We start from the raw sequence: 18,119 nt of genomic DNA on the forward strand, positions 1-18,119 counted from the left end.
CCGGGAGGGGGTGGTTTGGTGCCGCTCTGCGCCCGGCCGGGCGCAGAGCGGCACCAAACCACCCCGTCCCGGATGAGGACACCCGCACAGCACAGCAAAAGGCCGCCGCGGGGAGGCGACGGCCTGAGAGGGCTGCTTGCTGTCGAATATGTGCTAGAACGTGACCGTGCGGGGCTCGGTCGTGAAGGAGTAGAACGTCGCGGTGACGTTCTCGAGCGCGAAGACCTCGCAGTTGCCGTCGTCGGCGGCGTACATGCCCTGCAGGTCCGGATACTCGCCGAGCACGGCCTGGCGAGCCTCGAGACGGTCATCGAGCACGGCGTCGGCGGCAAGGCGCATCCACGTGCCGTCCTTGCCCGTCGCGCAGATCGCGACACGCGGGTGCGCGAGCATCTGGTCGGACACCGACTTGACCTTGCCGGTCTGGATGTAGAGCTTCCCCTCGAACTTGGTGATCGTTCCGAACGGGCGGACATGCGGGTCGCCCTCGCTGCCCATTGTCGCCAAGAAATACGTCGAGTTGTTCTTCAGGTACGCCAATACTTCGTCCATGCTTCTCCCTTCGCGTTGGCCGGTGGCACATACACTTCTCTTGTACTCGGTGGCGCCCCGTTCGCGCAACGGGTCAATCGACCAGCGGCGGCTGGTGGGCGCCTGCCGTATATGGGAACGGTTCCATGTGTCAACCGCCGGTGAGCGCCCGCGACGAAGCCGACGCGCCCCTCGGCCGCCCGCACGCTCCGGGCGTGAACCTTACGGTGATGTCATGAGAATGTAAGCAATATCGATGGCACGCGGGCGCGCGGGTAGGCACAATAGCGGTGCGCGGTGCCCAATGGGCCTGCCGCTCGTTGCGATATCGACCGAGAAGGTGGCTATGCATCTCATCAAACGGTTCCTCGCCGGATACACGGACAACTTCCTCGTGGCGCTGACGCTTTGGCCGGCGGCGTCGCTTGTGCTCACCCTGCCGATCCTTGCGTACCTCTACCATCGCGACGGCAGGTTGAAGTTCGTGTCGGTGGTGTCCACGTACCTGGCCGTACTCTACATCTTGGGTCTCGGCTGCTTCACGCTCTATCCGCTTCCCGACGGCAGCACCGGGCTGGGGTTCACCTACGGTGTGCCCTGGCAGCTCGACCCGCTGGAGCCGCTGCGCGATTTCGCGCGCGAGGGCATCTCGATTCTGCCGCAGATCGCCTTCAACGTCGTGTTCTTCATACCGCTCGGCTTCATCGCGGGCAGGCTTTTGCGCTGGGGCTTCATCCCGTCGGTGCTGGTTGGTTTTCTCACGTCATGCCTGATCGAGCTTGCGCAGGGGACGGGCCTGTTCGGTGTCTATGCGTATGCGTATCGCACGTGCGATGTGGACGATGTCATCTACAACACGACGGGCGCTGCGCTCGGCTGGCTGTGCGCCGCGGCGCTCTCGGCGATCCTGCCGCCCGGCGCGCTTGCCGATGCCGACGACATCACCCACAAACCGGGGTTCGTCCGCCGCTCCGTTGCGTTTTGGCTCGACATGCTGCTCGTGGGGCTTATCACCACGGTTGCGTGCGGCGCGATCGGCCTCGTGCTGCGCAACACCCCCGAACTCGCGTTTCTTGCCGACGAGTCGTGGTCGGCGACCGTGGCGTTTGCCTCCTTCGCGCTCGTGGAGGGGCTGCTTCCGGCACTGCATGGCGGATCGACGCCGGGCGGCGGGTTCGTGCGCATGAGCTGCGAGACGAAGCTGCGCACGGGCGCGCGCCGCGCGGTGTTCTACGTGGTGCGCCTCGTCGTGTTGGGTGCGGCGTGGTTCTACTATCCCTTCGCCCTGCCCATGCTCGCGCTCTTCTTCATCATCACGCGCCACATGCCCTACGACTTCCTGTAATAGAGGAGCGCGTCCCCGATGAGGACACCCCGCAACCCCGTCTCCATTACGGAATCGTTAGGTTGGGCGACGCAATCGTAAGCCGCCCGTAAGACATCTTCGTGCCCGTTTTGGAACCATAGGGTCGAGACATACGACTCGGGTTCGAAAGGGGACCGTATGCTGTTTCGGCTCGCATGGGGCAATGTGCGGCGCAGCGCCCGCGACTTCTCCGTCTACTTCATGACGCTCGCGTTCGCCGCGTGCCTGCTGTATTCGTTTCTGGCATCGACCGATTATCTGCTTGCGCTCGACCTGACCGCCGAGCAGCGCATGTACTACGCGAAATCCAGCGAGGTGCTCACGGCCTTCGCGGTGTTCATCGTCGTGATCTTCGCGTTTCTCGTCGGCTACGCGAACGTCTTTCTCGTGAGGCGGCGCAAGCGCGAGTTCGGCCTCTACGCGCTGCTGGGCATGGGGCCCGCGCGCGTCTCCGTCGTGCTGGCAGCCGAAAGCGGCATGGTGGGGGTGGCCTCGCTTGCTTGCGGTATCGCGCTCGGGTGCGTGCTATCGCCGCTGTTCGGCCTCGTGGCGGCCTTCGTGTTCGGTGTGCCGTGGAGGCCGGTGTTCACGTTTTCGCCTGCCTCTGCTGCCGCGAGTGCCGTCGCGTTCGCGGCCATCACGGCCGTCGCGGCGATTCGGGCGGTTCGCAGTGTGGCGCGCCGACCGCTCGTGGAGCTCATGGCGTCCCCGCGAGCGCCCGAGGTGCAGCGCCTGGCGGGGCGGGGCGCGCTGGCCACGCAGAGCCTGCTGACCCTGGTGCTGCTCGCGGCGGTCTGGGGCGTCTGCCTGCTCGCCCCCGGCTATTTCATCGTGTTCATCATCCCGTGCGGGTTTGTGGCGCTGGGCGGGACGTACTTCGCGTTCCGCGTGCTGGCCGCGCGCATCCCCGCGCGCCTGCGCGCCAAGCCGGCGCGCTACTTTCGCGGCCTCGTGCCGTTCACGGTGCGCCAGGTCGAGGCCCGCATCGAGAGCGGCTGCGCGGCGCTTGCCGCGACGTGCGTGCTGCTCGCTGCGGGCATGTGCATGATCGTGGCAGGACTCGTCTTCAGCGTGGGCTTGCGTGCGGGCGACCTTCTGCAGGATGCGTGGGCGCTCGCGCCCCTCGCGTACGCATGCGTGTTCTACGGTGCGACGTTTCTCGTCGCCGCGGCGGCCGTGCTCGCGCTCCAGCAGCTCTCGCAGGCATCCGACGCGCAGGCGGCCTATCGGGCACTGGGGCGTCTCGGTGTCGACCGGTGTGACATCTACGGGTCGATTCGCGCGCAGGTCGCGGCGAGCTTCATCACGCCGGCGGCGATGGCCTGCCTGCACTGCGTGTTCGGGTTTGCGCTCATCGGCGTCCTCTCCATCATGTTTGCCTCCGAGGGCTTCCTGGTGTTCGCGGGCGCGACGGTGGCGCTGACTGTGGCCGTGCTTGCAGCTTACGGCGCCGCTACCTGCAAGGCGAGCGAGCGGACGCTTCCGGTCTAGCCGATTTCGAGTCAGGCGGGGCGCCCTCGTCCCGGACGAGGACGCCCGCAGAATTATGCCTGGATGCCGAGCGCCTCCACGCAGCGCGCGAGCTCATCGGGAATCTTGATGTGCTGCGGGCAGGCCTGTTCGCAGGCGCCGCAGCCGATGCAGGACGTGGCGCGGACATGGTCGTGCTTGCCGACGAGCCACTCCTCCTCATCCTGCGCCTTCTTGAGGTCACCGTAGAGCGTGAGCATGTTCATGGCCATGAAGGTGCCCGAGATGCCGATGCCCATGGGGCAGACCTTTGCGCAGTAGTTGCACGCGGTGCAGGGGATGAGCGGGATCTTCGCGAGCTCCTCGCGCGCACGGTCGAGCGTTGCGCGCTCGGCGTCGGACAGGCCGGTGAAGTCCCTCATGTACGACAGGTTGTCCGCCATCTGCTCTTTGCTGCTCATGCCGGAGAGTACGGTGATGACGCCCGGCAGGCTCGCGGCGAAACGGATCGCCCAGCTCGCGGCCGATGAGTCGGGCTCCGCCTCGCGCAGGACCGCGGCCACGCTCGCGGGCGGGTTCGCCAGCATGCCGCCCTTGACGGGCTCCATGATGATGACGGGCTTGTGGTGGGCGCGCGCCACCTCGTAGCAGCCGCGCGACTGCACCGAGGGGTTCTCCCAGTCGGCGTAGTTGATTTGCAGCTGCACGAACTCCATCTCGGGATGCGCGGTGAGCAGCGCGTCGAGCTCTTCAGGGGTGGAGTGGAAGCTGAAGCCCGCGTGCTTGATGGTGCCCGCCGCCTTCTGCTCCAAGATCCAATCCCACAGGCCGAACTCGTCGAACTTCTCCGTGCGGTGCTCGCCGAGGTTGTGGAGCAGGTAGAAGTCGAAGTAGCCCGCACCGGTGCGTTCGAGCGAGGTCTGGAACTGGGCGATGGCATCATCGCGCGTGGCGCAGTCGATCCAGGCGGCGCACTTGGTGGCGAGCTGGTAGCTCTCGCGCGGGTGCCGCTCGACGAGCGCCTGACGGATGGCGTCCTCGCTGCCCTTGTAGGCCCAGGCGGTATCGAAGTAGGTGAAGCCGGCGTCGAGGAACATGTCGACCATCTGCTTGGTCTGCTCGATGTCGATGTCCTCGCCGATTTTCGGCAGGCGCATGAGGCCGAAGCCGAGTTTGCCGATGCTGTCCAGCGTGTAGTCTGCCATGGATGCCCCCTCTGTGCGTGGTTTGCAGCTCTATTATGGCGCTTTGGGCGTCCCCGATGAGGACGCCCCCGCCAGACCAAAAAGCCGCCCGGCGTGCGGGCGGCTTCGGCATGCGCATGATGCTTGCGGCGGAGCTGCTACTTCCGGGTGACCAGCAGCGGGTCGCCGATCTTGACGAGCGGGCGACCGCCGACCATGGTGTTCGACGCCGCGACATGGCTGATCTTTGTGAACGCCTGCGGGTTGGAGATGACGACCGTCACCATGTCGTCGTGGCCGGCGGACTTGATGGTCTCGGGGTTGAACGAGAGCAGCGGAGTGCCGGCGGTCACGATGTCGTTCGCCTCGACGTGGCGCACGAAGCCCTTACCCTCCATCTTCACGGTGTCGATGCCTACATGGATGAGGACCTCGATGCCCGTGTCGGTCAGGATGCCGACGGCGTGGTTCGTGACGGTGACCGTGCTCACGCGGCCGTTCGCGGGCGCGTAGATGGTGTTGCCGACGGGGACGATGCCGTATCCCTCACCGAGCAGACCGGAGGAGATGACCTCGTCGTTGATCTCCTGGACGCTCACGAGCACGCCGGAGATGGGCGCGTAGACGGTGTCGGGGCGCGTGGCGAACGACGCGGGCTCAGGGGCGTCGTTCTCGCTGGGGGAGAAGAACGAGTGCCGGATCTTTTCCAACAGGTTCATAGGGGCCTCCTTGGGCTCATACAGGGTGCGGGCATCATGTCCGCCGTTATGCCCATGATAGCGAAGCTGGGGGCGCGGGCGGTGTCTGCCGCCTATCATGACGGGTGTTCCACAAATAGTTGCAACTGGTGCGGACCAGCAGAAACGCCTCCGATTCGGCCGGTCCGCACGCCTTGCGGCCGCCTCCGTCTCGTTGGCGCATGTGGAGACTCTGGAGTTGCCGTGCGCCGCTGCGAGCTGATATACATTGGTGAGCAGCACACGGGTATGGTGCCGGTGGCGCGCAGCGGCGGGGTGCCGCATGCGCCCGCGCGCCATGCCGATCGAATGAAGCCTATATCGCAGCAGAGAGGTGCACCATGATTATCGAGCAGCATGCCCTGTGGGCAGACGACGTCACCGAGGAGTACCCGGCGACCTATACCGCATACCTGGCCGAGCCGGTTCCGGCGCGCCATGACCATCTGCGCCCCGCGGTCATCATCTGCGGCGGCGGCAGCTTCACGAGCATCTCGCCGCACGAGCAGGAGCCGGTGGCCTTCGAGTTTCTGAACCGCGGTTTCCAGGCGTTCGTGCTCAACTACGTGACGAGCTCCACGGGCGACGTGTCGTTTCCGCACCCGGAGGCCGACCTCGCCAAGATGGTCGCCTGCGTGCGCGTGAACGCGAAGGAGTGGCATGTCGATCCCGAGCGCGTGGTCGTCGTCGGTTTCTCGGCGGGCGGCTTTATCTGCGCCTCGCTGGCCGCGCAGTGGAGGAGCGGCTCGTTTGCCGCGCTCGCCGGCGAGCGCCTCGAGTACACGCGTCCCGACGCGGTCGTTCTCGCGTACCCGGTGCTCGACTTCCGCATCATCCGTGCCGAGCAGACGCGCGACCCGCGTATCGATCTGCGCGTGCCCAAGACGGGCGGCAAGACGGGCCGTGACCTTCTGAACGACTATTTCGCGCTCGTGATGGGCGGTGAGGCCACCGACGAGCGTATGGCCGAGGTGTGCCCGACGACGCACGTGAGCCGCGACATGCCGCCGACGTTCGTCTGGGGCGCGGCCGACGACCGCACCTGCCCGATCGCGCAGGTCTACGACTTCGCCGCCGCCATGGCGCGCGAGGGCGTGACGCATGAGGTGCACGTGTTCGACCGCGGCGGGCACGGCCTGTCCGTGGCGAATGCGAACACGCGCGCCGACAACGCCGATGAGCAGCGGGCGGTGTCCGCTTGGGTCGACCTCGCGTTCGACTTCCTCGTGCGTCAGGGCATCGTGGAGGCGTAACGGCGGCGCGTCGCCGGCAGCTGTTGCTTCGGGATCTGGAGGTAGGGCATGGGCGATGTGCTCCATGCGGCGGCGGGGGCGCTCATGCTCGCAGGCGCCGTCGCGCTCATCTGGTCGTTTCGCGCGGGTACGCCCGCGTGTCCGCGCATAGCGCCGGCAAGCCTGCTTGCGCTGTTCGCCGGCGTCTCGCTCGCCTCTGGCGTGCTGGGGCCGGATGCGCTGGCGCCCGCGGCCTCGCCGGTTGCCGTCGCCATCATCGGGGCCGCCTCGGCGCTGCTGGTGGCCGGTGCCGCGGCGGGCGTCGTGCGGTGCCGCAGGGTCGCTGGTGCCGCGGCCGCCCAGGTGGGTGCCGCCGCCGTGGTCGTCGTGCTGCAGGTGGCAGCCGTCGCTCTGGAGGGTGCCGCCGACGTCCCCGCAGCTGTGGCGGAGCTTGTCAACCTGCTCGCGTATCTCGCGCTTTGGCTCTCGTTCGGACTGCTCGCATTCGTGGCGGCATCCGCAGCGTACCGCGTGCTCTTTTCGTCCGCGCGCGCGGACGTGCGCCGCCCCTTCTCCTTTCTCGTCGTTCACGGCGCGAAACCCGATGGCGCCGTGCCTTCGCCGATTCTGGCGAGCCGGCTCGACGCCGCCTTGGCGCTGTGGGAGCGGCAGGGTCGCCGCGGCGTGTTCATCGTATCGGGTGGCACCGGCGCCTGCGATGAGGTGTCAGAGGCTGCCGCCATGCGCGGCTACCTGCTGGAGCGCGGCGTTCCGGCCGATGCCGTCATCATGGAGGACCGCTCGACGACCACTCTCGAGAACCTTGTGTTCTCCCGTGCCGTCGTCGAGCGCCTGAGCGCGGGCGCGCCAGGGCGCTTCGCCCTTATCACAAGCGAGTTCCATGCGTTTCGCTGCGCGGCGCTCGCGTGCCGGCTGGGGCTGGATGCCGAGGTCGTGGCGGCGCCCACGCGCCTCGCCACCTGGCTTCGTTCCTTTGCGCGCGAGTACGGGGCGGTGTTTCTTGAGTACCCGCGCCAGATCGGCTACGTAGCGCTGATCTGGCTGGTGGGCACGCTGCTGCTGTAGGCGCGAAAGCGTCACGGCGTAACGGGGACGTTTCCGGCGGCCCCGGATGGTTGCGCGACCGGGCGGATGGGCCACAATGGTGAGCGTTGTCGGATAAGCGTCAGGAGGGCGTACAGCATGTCGTTTCAGGTGGCAAAGGCGTATCTGGATAGCATCGGGCTCGGGGACCGCGTGATCGCGACCGAGGCGCCGAGTTCGACGGTCGAGCAGGCCGCCCGCGCGCTCGGCTGCGCGCCTGCGCACATCGCCAAGACGATGGCGTTTCTGGTGGACGATGCGCCGGTTCTGATCCTGTGCGCCGGCGACGCGCGCGTGAACAACAGCATGTTCAAAGCGCGCTTCCATACCAAGGCGAAAATGATTCCGGGTGACGCGGTCGAGGAGCTGGTGGGCCATGCGCCGGGCGGCGTGTGCCCCTTCGGCGCCAAGCCGGGCGCGCAGGTGTACCTCGATGAGTCGCTGCGCCGTTTCGACGTCGTGTATCCCGCCTGCGGTGACGACCACAGCGGCGTGCGCCTGGCCATCCCCGAGCTCGAGCGTGCGACGTGCGCCGAGGGCTGGGTCGATGTCTGCCGCGGCTGGCGCCTCGAGGAGTAGGGACTGCGGCTGCCGCGCGGCGCCCGCTCTCGTGGCTTTGCGTGTACGCCGCTTGCCCGTGAAGTCATGCGGCCAACTTGCCAAACGTCTCGTTAATGACTTCCCGTCCGGGCGCCCTCCCGGCGTCCAGCTTTTTGTCCGCATCCCCTTAGCGAGACATCTTGGCAAGTTGGCCGTTGCCGGGGGCTCGTGGCGCGCCTGCATCGCACGCAACGGGCACCGCCGCACCCTATGCCGAAGCGGCATGATGCCATGCGGGCTTTCAATTGGATTGACCTGCGCGTCTGATGCACCATGGAGCTACGGATCAGACCGATAGCGGTCTCGAGGACAGGAGGCATCATGGACGCGGAGAACCAGGCCACGATCGAGCGGGCATGCGAGCAGCTCGGTGAGCTGGTCGCCGGCGAGCTTGCGCGCATCGAGCGCGTACGCGCCGGCTGGTAGCCGCCTGGCGCTCAGCGCAACAGCATTTAAGCGATGATTCGTTCGATGGCGTCTTTGAAGTACGATGCGAGCACGCTGTCCGCGCGCGAGAGCGTGCCGTTGCGAAACGTTGCGAGGCACAGATGCCACATGGCGTTGAGGTTTGTGTCGAGCGACAGGAAGCGCGCGCTGTCAGGGAGGTTGGCGACGGGGGTGTAGCTCTGCGGGCCGATGGTGTAGCCGATGCCTCGCGCCGCCATGCACTGAACTGTCGAGTAGTCGCGTGTTTCCAGCATGATGTTCGGCCGTACGCGTGCTCGCATGAACATGAGGTCGAGCACCTGGCGGATGCGCTGGCCATAGGGGACGGTGAGGAGCGGTTGGTCCGCAAGATCGTGAATGTCGATGTAGGGGTGAGGGTAGCGAGCGGTGGCGACTGCCCGCTCGAGCAGGGGGCTGTTTGCGCCGACGGTCACGACGAACGGATCGTCCCACAGCACGTTGTAGTCGATATGGTTGTTGACGTTTTCAGGCAGCCGGTGCATGACCGCAAAGCCTATCTCACAGGCGGTGAGCGCGCGGTCGAGCTCCTTGGAGTTGCCCTCTACGATGCGGATCTTGATGTTCGGGTAGGTCGAACAGAAGGCGGGAAGCACTTCGGGCAGTAGGATGCGCCCCAGGATGCGCGTGATGCCGAACGTAACCGAGCCGGTCTTAAGCGCGTCGGCATCGTGCAGCTCGGTCTTGAGGTCGTCGTAGAGCTTGAGCACCTGGTTCGCCATCTGCAGGTATTTCTTGCCTGCGGAGGTGAGCTGCAGGCCGTGCGTCGTGCGGTCGAACAGCTTCGTCCCCAGGCTGTCCTCAATGCGGCTGAGCGATTGGGAAAGCGACGGTTGCGCGATAAAGAGCTTGCGGGCGGCTGCGGAGACGCTGTGCTCCTCGGCGATGGTCTTGACGTAGATGAGCTCGCGGTCGTTCATGGACGCCCCTTATGTCGTATGCCGTTTCGCTCGATACGCTGTGATCCCCTGCGGGCCATTGCACGTCGAGTCCTCTCGCATCACATCATATGACAAGCGCTTACTTGATATATAGGAAAAACAATATAGCTTCTATCAAATCAAAGTATTTGTCGTATAGCTCCGTCGAGCGAATAATCATCCCTGAGGACAAGTTTCATTTCAATCTCAGGGAGGGCCTATGGATGCAGTGAAGCTGTACGAGGGCGGCGTGTATCTCGTTGACGGGGAGATCGTCGTTCCTGAAGCCGAGGTCGATGCTGTCAAGCAGGCGAAAGGATGCGAGGTCACACCCGAGTCGGCGCGTCGTGGCACGATCGCCTACGGCATTATGCAGGCGCACAACACGTCGGGCGACGAGAGTAGCCTGAAAGTGAAGTTCGATGCCCTGACGAGCCACGACATCACCTACGTGGGAATCGTCCAGACCGCGAAGGCCTCGGGTCTTACGAAATTCCCGATTCCGTACGTGCTCACGTGCTGCCACAACTCGCTGTGCGCGGTCGGCGGCACCATTAACGAGGACGATCACCTCTTCGGTCTGTCTGCCGCCAAGCACTACGGCGGCATCTACGTGCCCCCGCACATCGCCGTCATTCACCAGTACATGCGCGAGATGATGGCCGGCGGCGGCAAGATGATCCTGGGCTCCGACTCCCACACGCGCTACGGCGCACTGGGCACCATGGCCATCGGTGAGGGCGGCGGTGAGCTCGTGAAGCAGCTGCTCGGCCAGACCTATGACGTTGCCACGCCGGAGGTCGTCGCCATCTATCTCGAGGGGAAGCCGGCGCCCTACGTGGGACCCCAGGACATCGCGCTCACCATCATCGGCGCGGTGTTCGAGCGCGGTTACGTGAAGAACAAGGTCATGGAGTTCGTTGGCCCGGGCGTCGCCACCATGACGACCGACTTCCGCAACGGCGTCGACGTCATGACGACTGAGACCACCTGCCTGTCCTCCATCTGGCGCACCGATGAGGATACGAAGAGGTTCCTTGCCGACCACGGTCGCGCTGAGGATTTCAAGCAGCTCGATCCGGCGGAAATCGCCTACTACGACGGCTGCGTGCGCGTGGACCTCTCCAAGATTCGCCCCATGATCGCTCTACCGTTCCACCCCTCGAACGTCTACACCATCGACGAACTCAACGCCAACCTGGATGACATCTTGGCGACCGTCGAGAAGCGTGCCGACGAGATCTCTGGGCGCACCGGCTCGCTCGACCTGCGTGGCAAGGTGGACGCGCGCGGCCTGCACGTGCAGCAGGGCACCATCGCCGGCTGCGCGGGCGGCAACTACACGAACGTCATCGAAGCGGCGCACGCCCTGCGCGGCAAGAGCTGCGGCGACGGCGAGTTCGCGCTGTCGGTCTACCCGTCCTCCCAGCCGGTCTTCGCCGATCTGGTCAAGAAGGGCGCCATCTTTGACCTCATGCAGGCGGGCGCCATCATCCGTACGGCGTTCTGCGGCCCGTGCTTCGGCGCTGGCGACACGCCCGCGAACAACACGCTGGCCATCCGTCACACCACGCGCAACTTCCCCAACCGCGAGGGCTCCAAGCCCGGCCAGGGTCAGATGAGCGCCGTTGCCCTCATGGACGCGCGCTCCATCGCGGCCACTGCCGCTAACGGCGGCGTGCTGACCAGCGCCGAGACGCTCGATTGCTGGGGCGATGTGCCCGAGCACACCTTCGATCCGTCTTCCTACGAGCACCGTGTGTTCAACGGGTTCTCTGCTGCCAAGGAGGAGGATCCGCTCGTGTACGGCCCGAACATTAAGGACTGGCCCGAGATGGAGCCTCTGGGCGAGAACGTGCTGCTACAGGTGTGCTCGAAGATCCTCGACCCGGTGACCACCACCGACGAGCTCATCCCCTCCGGCGAGACCTCGTCGTACCGCTCCAACCCGCTCGGTCTGGCGGAGTTCACGCTGTCCCGTCGCGATCCGGGCTACGTCGGTCGTGCGAAGAAGACGGCCGCTCTCGAGGGCGAGCGCCTCGACGGGAAGGTGCCCGCAGAGCTTGCGCAGGTCTTCGACGCCATCCGTACCGTCACGCCCGATGCGTCTGCCGAGAACGTCGAGATCGGCTCCGTGGTGTACGCCATCAAGCCGGGCGACGGGTCGGCGCGCGAGCAGGCGGCGAGCTGCCAGCGCGTGCTCGGCGGCCTTGCAAACATCACGAGGCAGTACGCCACGAAGCGTTACCGCTCCAACGTCATGAACTGGGGCATGATTCCGTTTCAGTCCGAAGACGAGCCCGCGTTTGAGGTTGGTGACTTCGTCTACGTGCCCGGTGTGCGCGAAGCGATCGCGTCCGGCGCGAGCGAGTTCTGCGGCCACATCATCCGCGACGGCAGGGTGGCGGGCACCATGGCGCTCTATGTGGCGCCCATGACCGACAGCGAGCGTCAGATCGTGCTCGACGGCTGCCTCATCAACTTCAACCGCAAAGAGCGCTAGCAATCCGCTTGCCATGCGCGACAGCGCGCCGGCGGCAAGCCTCGACTATTTGCAGATAACGCTAGAGGTGCATGCGGGCGGAGCCTGGTTCCACGCGGTGTTCCGCCCGCATACGAATGAGGGGGTGATTGCCCTAAAGAAAGACATAGGTTCAGAGATCCATCGTTTATGAGGAGGAAAACAATGGAATCTGTGCTGGTAATCCTGGCCATCATCTTGGCAATCGCCCTCGGTGAGATATTTAACATCAACACCGGTCTGATTGCAGGAGCATTTGCGTATCTCATCGGATGCTTCGTATTGGGCATGTCCGTCGACGATTTGTTGGCGGCTTGGCCGACCGATCTATTCATGGTCATCTTCTCGATTTCCCTTTTCTTCAACTTCGCCGTGGTCAACGGTACGCTGGAGAAGGTTGCGAACGTGCTACTGTACCGCTTTCGCAATTTCGAGAAGTTTCTGCCGCTTATCCTGTATTTCGTGACGGCTCTCGTGTCCGGTCTCGGCGCCGCGTTCTTCACGTCCGTTGCCGTCATGGGTGCCATCGGCATGGTGCTGTGCCGCAACTCCAACATGAACCGTCTCTATGCTGCCATGGCCGTCTCGCTTGGTGCCCTGTCCGGTGCGAACTTCATGGTCAGCGCGCACGGTGTGCTGTTCAACTCGCTGCTCAGCCAGGTTGATAGCCTCGCCGATCAGGCTGGCACCATCACGACGAACATCTTCGCCGTCTCGTTTATCTATCCGATTGTCGTCATCGGCGTCCTGTGCTTCATCGACATGCGCAACAACCGCGGCAAGTCGAGCGATTTGCGCATCGAGAAGCCCGAGCCCTTCACGGGCAAGCAGAAGCTCAACCTCGCGCTCATTTTCATCATGATGCTCATCGTGCTGGGAGCACCCATCCTGAGCAATGTCTTTTCCGATGTCACCTGGTTCGTGGATGCGTGCGACCGCGTCGACGTTACTCTGGTCGCACTCGTGATGGCCATCGTCGGCTACCTGGTCAAGCTCGTTGACGACCCCAAGCCTGTGTTCCAAAAGGTTCCGTGGGACACCATCTGGCTGGTCGGCGGTGTCGGCATGCTCGTCGAGGTGGCCGTCCAAGCCGGCACGATCGATATGCTCGCCGGTCTCATCAACATGATTCCGACGCCGCTCGTGCCCATCGCCGTGTGCGTCATCGCCGGCATCATGTCCATCTTCAGCTCTACGCTGGGCGTGGTCGCTCCGCTCATGTTCCCGATGATTCCGGGTTTCGTGGCAGCGACCGGTATGAGCCCGTCACTGTTCGCCGTCGCTATCATCATCGGCGCGCAGTCCACCTCCATCGCCCCGTTCTCGACGGGCGGCTCCCTCCAGCTTGGATCCAGCGGCTTGGAAGGCGAGGAGCAGGACAAGTTCTACAATGAGCTGCTGTTCAAGGGTACGCCGCTCGGCTTGATTTTCGCGGCAGTTGCCTCGGTGCTTCTCATGTTCATCTTCTAGGGTCGGAGGAATCGTGTACAAGGTATTCGACAGCCATTTCCATATCATCGATCCCGCCTACCCGCTTGTGGTGAATCAGGGATTCACGCCCGACTTCTTCACGGTCGAGCAGTATCGCGCCGAGCTTGCTGACATGGGCGTTGAGCCCGTGGGCGGAGCGGTGGTCTCGGGGTCGTTCCAGGGCTTCGACCAGAGCTATTTCGCCGGGGCGCTCGGCAAGCTCGGCGAGGGCTTCGTCGGCGTGACCCAGCTCGATCCCGCCACTCCCGACGAGGAGATCCTCAAGCTCGACGAGCTCGGCATCCGCGCGATTCGGTTCAACCTGTTCCGCGGGCTTTCCGCCACGCTCGAGGAGATTGAAGAGCAGGGGCGTCGCGTACGGGAGCTGTGCGATTGGAAGACCGAGCTGTATCTCGACGCGTCTCAGATGGATGATGAGTTCGTGGCGCTCGTGCTGCGCATGCCCGGGGTCTCTATCGACCATCTCGGTATGCGCAAGGGTGGTGCCGACGTTCTGAAGCGTTTCGTTGCTGCTGGCGTGCCGGTCCGCGTGACGGGGTTCGGTCGCATCGACTACACCCGCGAGGAGGCGGCGAAGTTGATCTCCGAGCTGTATGCCGAAAACCCGCAGGCGCTCATGTTCGGATCCGACTTGCCGTCCACGCGCGCAAGCAAGCGCTTCGATATTGACGACATCGAGCTGATCTGCGATGCGGTCGGTCGAGATCACGCCCAGGAGGTGCTCTGCGACAACGGTGTCACATGGTACCTGGGAGAGAAGTAGCTTTTCTCGGCCTGGTAAATATGCCTCCTTTTCCCTTCCGCCCCGCTGCGCTCGCTCAAGCGCGTCGGGGCGGTTTTTCGTTTCTGGCGAGGGTGCCGTGCTTGCCACGAACCGGCTAGGCGACCAACTTGTCAAAAGTTTCATTAAGGGGGTCCGTTAGCGAGACTTTTGACAAGTTGGTTGTCCGCGGTGGGTGGCAAAGCGCGCCTGCGGAGCTCGTTACATCAGGTGAGGTGCGGTTTAGGCTGGTTCAGGCTCGCAACGTAATCCTCCGGGCGGGGAGGCTGCTGCGCGGTGTCGCGGTAATCGCCTGGCGCAAGGGTATCCGGCGTGATGCCGACGACGGCGAGGCGCGCCTCGATGACGCCGGGCGTCCAGATCTCCTGCATGGTGAATCGCACGATCGGGATGCCTAAGGCGGAAAGGCGCGACTCGCGATTGCGCTCGGCGATGAGGGCGTCGTTGGTCGATTTGGTGCCGAGCATCTTCGGGTTCGTGTATTTCTCCCGTCCGTCCACCTCAACGAACACAAGCGAGCCTCCGTGCATTTTGAAGACGATGTCAACCCGGAAGGTGTCCTTCTCATCGTGCGGATCGGGAACGGCAAACTGCAGGTCGCTCGGCATGAGGTTCGCCTCGATCATCTTGCCGCGCGCGATGGACTCCCCGCCGCTCTCCGCTCTGCCGCCGGCATACGAAGCCACGTTGAGGGCGTGGCGATAGCCCGGCATGCCCCGGGCGAGCTCGGTCACCATCTCCTCGAGCAGCTGGCGTTCAATCTTGAGCTTGCGGAGCAGGGCGTCGGCGAGGGCGAGCGCGTCGGGGAACGGCAGGGTTCGCATGCAGTGCACAACCGTCTGCACAAGATAGGTCACCTGCACGCCCTCGACGCGCGTGACCGGATCGTCGAGATACGCGTGGCGGATGATCCACGTGCTGCTTCCGCTTGGATGCCTCTTGTCTGTGCAGATATGGATGTGCCCTAGATGGCGATAGGAGACGGGGAGCCGGTACATGACGGCGGCACTGTACAGGCAAAAGAGGTACCGGGGTGGTTGCGCGCAATGGTCCGGATGACCCATCTGCTCCGTTCGTCTTTCGGCAGGCGCTTCCATGTTGAGGCGCGCGCGTACAGGTGGGGTGCGGGGCGGATGAGCTCTCCCGCTTTCACGCGTCGGTACATCGCCTGCGTCTCATTTCTGGACGTGGGCTGGGCGCACTGGCGCAGCCTCTCTGCCTGGTCGAACATCTCATCCAGCGCTGCACTTCGTGTAGTTGATCGTCCCATGCTGCCTCCTTTCGCCTGTGTGCGTGCGTTCGGATGCACGCGCGTGCGCCAACGATACGGTGCCTGGGGCAACAATGTTCCGATGCAATCTAGCAGCGGTCTTGCCGGTTTCCAACTGCACAGGTTCACGGCTATGGTGCCGTTGCCTTGCTGTGAAGGCGCCTGTGCGGCACTCGGCGAGCGGCAACTATATAGATGCGAACGGGCTCAGGGGCTTGTGCGCGCCCCGATTCGCCTTCGGATCCAAGATGCGCAAGCAGCCAACTTGTCAAAAGTCTCTCTTAGAGGCTCTGCTAGAGAGATTATTGGCAAGTTGGTGACCGCGACAGAGCCGGTTGCCGTCGGTGCTTGGCGCTTATGCCGCACCGGCATGATTGCATGCCCGTTTTCAATTGGCGTGCGGGATGCGCCCGGTGCACCATGAGGATGGGACGCTATCGCAGAAAGGTACGTTGTATGGGATCATCACTCATCCGTAAGATCATCGCCTCGCATCTTGTTTCGGGCACGATGGAACCCGGCGAGGAGATTTTGCTCCATGTGGACCAGACGCTCACGCACGACATCAACGCGGTCATGACCTACCTCGCCTTCGAGGCCACGGGGCTTGACCGCGTGCGCACGGAGCTGTCGGTCTCCAATCTCGACCATAACCTGCTCTATATCGACAACAAGACGCCCGACGACCACATCTACCTGCAATCGGCCGCCAAGCGCTACGGCGTGTACGTCTCTCGTCCGGGCAACGGCATCTGCCACGCGATCCATGTGTCGCGCTTCGCCGTTCCCGGCAAGCTGCTGCTCGGCGGCGATTCCCACACGCCTCACAGCGGTGCGGTGGGCATGCTGGCCATCGGTGTCGGCGGCATGGATATCGCCACGGCCATGGCGGGCCAGCCCATGCGTCTTGTCTGCCCCAAGGTCGTGCAGGTCTACCTGACGGGTTCTCTCAAGCCCGGCGTGAACGCCAAGGACGTCATTTTGGCGATGCTGCGCCGCGTGGGCGTGAAGGGCGGCCTCGGCCGCGCGTTCGAGTACGTGGGCCCGGGCGTGGCGACCCTCGAGGTGCCCGAGCGCGCGAGCATCGCCAACATGGGTGCGGAGATGGGCGCCACCACGAGCATCTTTCCGGCAGACGAGCAGGTGCGCCGCTTTATGGCGGCTCAGGGGCGCGAGGACCAGTACGTGGAGCTTCTGCCCGACAAGGACGCCGTCTACGACGAGCGCATCGAGCTCGACCTCTCCGAGCTTGAGCCGCTTATGGCCTGCCCGCACCTGCCCGATAACGTGAAGCCCCTGGCCGAGGTGGAGAAGGTGCCCGTGCAGCAGGTGTTCATCGGCAGCTGCACGAACGCGAGCTACGCGGACATCGCCAAGGTGGCGCTCGTCATGCGCGGCCGCCATGTGAACGAGAACGTGAGCTGCACGTGCGCCATCCAGTCGAAGCAGGTCTACAAGCAGCTTCTGCACGACGGCTACATCGACATGCTGCTTGATGCCGGGGTGCGCCTGCTCGAGTTCGCCTGCGGACCGTGCTGCGCCATCGGCCAGGCGCCGCCGACCGACGGCGTCGCCGTCCGCACGTCCAACCGCAACTTCCGCGGCCGCGCGGGCAGCCCGAACGCCAAGATCTACCTCACGAGTCCGGAGAGCGCCGCCGCGACGGCCATCCTGGGCACGTTCGCGACCGCGCGCGACATCCTGGGCGATGGCGTGGACCGGCTGGCGTCGATTCATGAGCCGGAAAGCTACCCGGTGGACGACAGCCTGCTCATCGCCCCGCTTCCGCCCGCGGAGGCCGAGCGAATCGAGATCGTGCGCGGCCCCAACATCAAGTTCCTGCCGGTTCCCGACGAGCCGACCCAGCACCTGTGCGCGCCCGTTTCCCTCAAGGGCGGCGACAACATCTCGACCGACGACATCACACCCGCATCTGCCGAGCTCTCGAGCATGCGCTCGAACATTCCGCTCATGTCGAAGTACTGCTACATGCGCTATGACCCCGAGTTCGCCGAGCGGGCGCGCGCGATGGGGCAGTCCATCATCGTTGCGGGCGAGAACTACGGCCAGGGCTCGAGCCGCGAGCATGCGGCCATCAACCCGATGTATCTGGGCGTGCGCTGCGTGATCGCCAAGAGCATCGCGCGCATCCACAAGGGCAACCTCATCAACCACGGTATCATCCCCATGCTGTTCGAGGACCCGGCGGCCTATGACTCCATCGAGCTGGGAGACGAGCTCGAGATCGACGGGCTGCTCGACCAGATCCCGACGCGTCGCGTGACGGCGAAAAACCGCACGCGCCACTTCGAGTTCACCGTGGCTCTCGACCTGTCCGAAGCGGAGCTCGAGGTCGTGCTCGCGGGCGGGCAGCTGCGCCTGCTGAAGGCGCGCCTCGCTGCGGAGGAAGCCGGGGCGTAGCGCCGCATGACGTGATAGATTGAGGG

At 64.7% G+C, this 18,119-nt stretch carries 14 protein-coding genes; 9 read left to right on the forward strand and 5 right to left on the reverse strand.

Annotation, left to right across the window (positions count from 1 at the left end; translation table 11 throughout):
* Nucleotides 1-153: 153 nt before the first annotated feature.
* Nucleotides 154-552 (reverse strand): pyridoxamine 5'-phosphate oxidase family protein, encoded by a 399-nt coding sequence (locus tag H6A21_RS08465; RefSeq protein ID WP_204562315.1) that lies wholly within the window; start codon nucleotides 550-552, stop codon nucleotides 154-156.
* A gap of 325 nt (nucleotides 553-877) precedes the next feature.
* Between H6A21_RS08465 and H6A21_RS08470 the strand changes: the two genes are divergently transcribed.
* Entirely contained in the window at nucleotides 878-1,876 is a 999-nt protein-coding gene (locus H6A21_RS08470) for a VanZ family protein (RefSeq protein WP_204562316.1), read from the forward strand.
* 159 nt (nucleotides 1,877-2,035) lie between these two features.
* Nucleotides 2,036-3,388 carry an FtsX-like permease family protein gene (locus tag H6A21_RS08475; RefSeq protein WP_204562317.1) on the forward strand — a complete coding sequence of 451 codons (1,353 nt, stop codon included), beginning with the start codon at nucleotides 2,036-2,038 and terminating at the stop codon, nucleotides 3,386-3,388.
* Nucleotides 3,389-3,441: 53 nt separating this feature from the next.
* On the opposite strand, the gene H6A21_RS08480 is transcribed toward H6A21_RS08475, so the two are convergent.
* A complete protein-coding gene (locus H6A21_RS08480; protein ID WP_204562318.1) occupies nucleotides 3,442-4,572 on the reverse strand; it encodes an aldo/keto reductase in 1,131 nt (376 codons plus the stop codon).
* A gap of 137 nt (nucleotides 4,573-4,709) precedes the next feature.
* The gene (locus H6A21_RS08485; protein WP_204562319.1) at nucleotides 4,710-5,270 is read right to left on the reverse strand and encodes a PTS sugar transporter subunit IIA; all 561 of its coding nucleotides are present in this window, start codon (nucleotides 5,268-5,270) and stop codon (nucleotides 4,710-4,712) included.
* A 359-nt stretch (nucleotides 5,271-5,629) separates the two neighbouring features.
* Here H6A21_RS08485 and H6A21_RS08490 point away from each other — a divergent pair, with 359 nt between their 5' ends.
* From H6A21_RS08490 to H6A21_RS08500, 3 genes are all read left to right on the forward strand, one after another.
* On the forward strand, nucleotides 5,630-6,541 hold the full coding sequence (locus tag H6A21_RS08490; RefSeq protein WP_204562320.1) for an alpha/beta hydrolase: 912 nt from the start codon (nucleotides 5,630-5,632) through the stop codon (nucleotides 6,539-6,541).
* Nucleotides 6,542-6,589: 48 nt separating this feature from the next.
* Complete coding sequence (locus H6A21_RS08495) at nucleotides 6,590-7,606, forward strand: YdcF family protein (RefSeq protein ID WP_204562321.1); 1,017 nt, start codon at nucleotides 6,590-6,592, stop codon at nucleotides 7,604-7,606.
* 117 nt (nucleotides 7,607-7,723) lie between these two features.
* Nucleotides 7,724-8,203 (forward strand): YbaK/EbsC family protein, encoded by a 480-nt coding sequence (locus tag H6A21_RS08500; protein ID WP_204562322.1) that lies wholly within the window; start codon nucleotides 7,724-7,726, stop codon nucleotides 8,201-8,203.
* A gap of 473 nt (nucleotides 8,204-8,676) precedes the next feature.
* On the opposite strand, the gene H6A21_RS08505 is transcribed toward H6A21_RS08500, so the two are convergent.
* Entirely contained in the window at nucleotides 8,677-9,609 is a 933-nt protein-coding gene (locus tag H6A21_RS08505; RefSeq protein ID WP_204562323.1) for a LysR family transcriptional regulator, read from the reverse strand.
* Nucleotides 9,610-9,829: 220 nt separating this feature from the next.
* On the opposite strand from H6A21_RS08505, the gene H6A21_RS08510 reads away from it, so the two are divergent.
* The 3 genes from H6A21_RS08510 (at nucleotide 9,830) to H6A21_RS08520 (ending at nucleotide 14,384) form a co-directional block, all read left to right on the forward strand.
* Nucleotides 9,830-12,112, forward strand: coding sequence for a hydratase (locus H6A21_RS08510; RefSeq protein WP_204562324.1), 2,283 nt, complete (start codon nucleotides 9,830-9,832; stop codon nucleotides 12,110-12,112).
* Nucleotides 12,113-12,295: 183 nt separating this feature from the next.
* Nucleotides 12,296-13,600: an SLC13 family permease gene (locus H6A21_RS08515; RefSeq protein ID WP_204562325.1), complete on the forward strand. Its 1,305-nt coding sequence runs from the start codon at nucleotides 12,296-12,298 to the stop codon at nucleotides 13,598-13,600.
* A gap of 13 nt (nucleotides 13,601-13,613) precedes the next feature.
* The gene (locus H6A21_RS08520) at nucleotides 13,614-14,384 is read left to right on the forward strand and encodes an amidohydrolase family protein (RefSeq protein WP_204562326.1); all 771 of its coding nucleotides are present in this window, start codon (nucleotides 13,614-13,616) and stop codon (nucleotides 14,382-14,384) included.
* Nucleotides 14,385-14,608: 224 nt separating this feature from the next.
* Here the strand turns inward: H6A21_RS08520 and H6A21_RS08525 are convergent, their stop codons facing one another.
* Entirely contained in the window at nucleotides 14,609-15,400 is a 792-nt protein-coding gene (locus H6A21_RS08525) for a hypothetical protein (protein ID WP_204562327.1), read from the reverse strand.
* Between the two features lie 728 nt (nucleotides 15,401-16,128).
* Between H6A21_RS08525 and H6A21_RS08530 the strand changes: the two genes are divergently transcribed.
* Nucleotides 16,129-18,093: an aconitate hydratase gene (locus tag H6A21_RS08530; RefSeq protein ID WP_204562328.1), complete on the forward strand. Its 1,965-nt coding sequence runs from the start codon at nucleotides 16,129-16,131 to the stop codon at nucleotides 18,091-18,093.
* The last annotated feature ends 26 nt before the right edge of the window (nucleotides 18,094-18,119 follow it).

Origin of the sequence: Collinsella tanakaei, assembly GCF_016902615.1 — a bacterium.
GTDB lineage: Bacteria > Actinomycetota > Coriobacteriia > Coriobacteriales > Coriobacteriaceae > Collinsella > Collinsella tanakaei_A.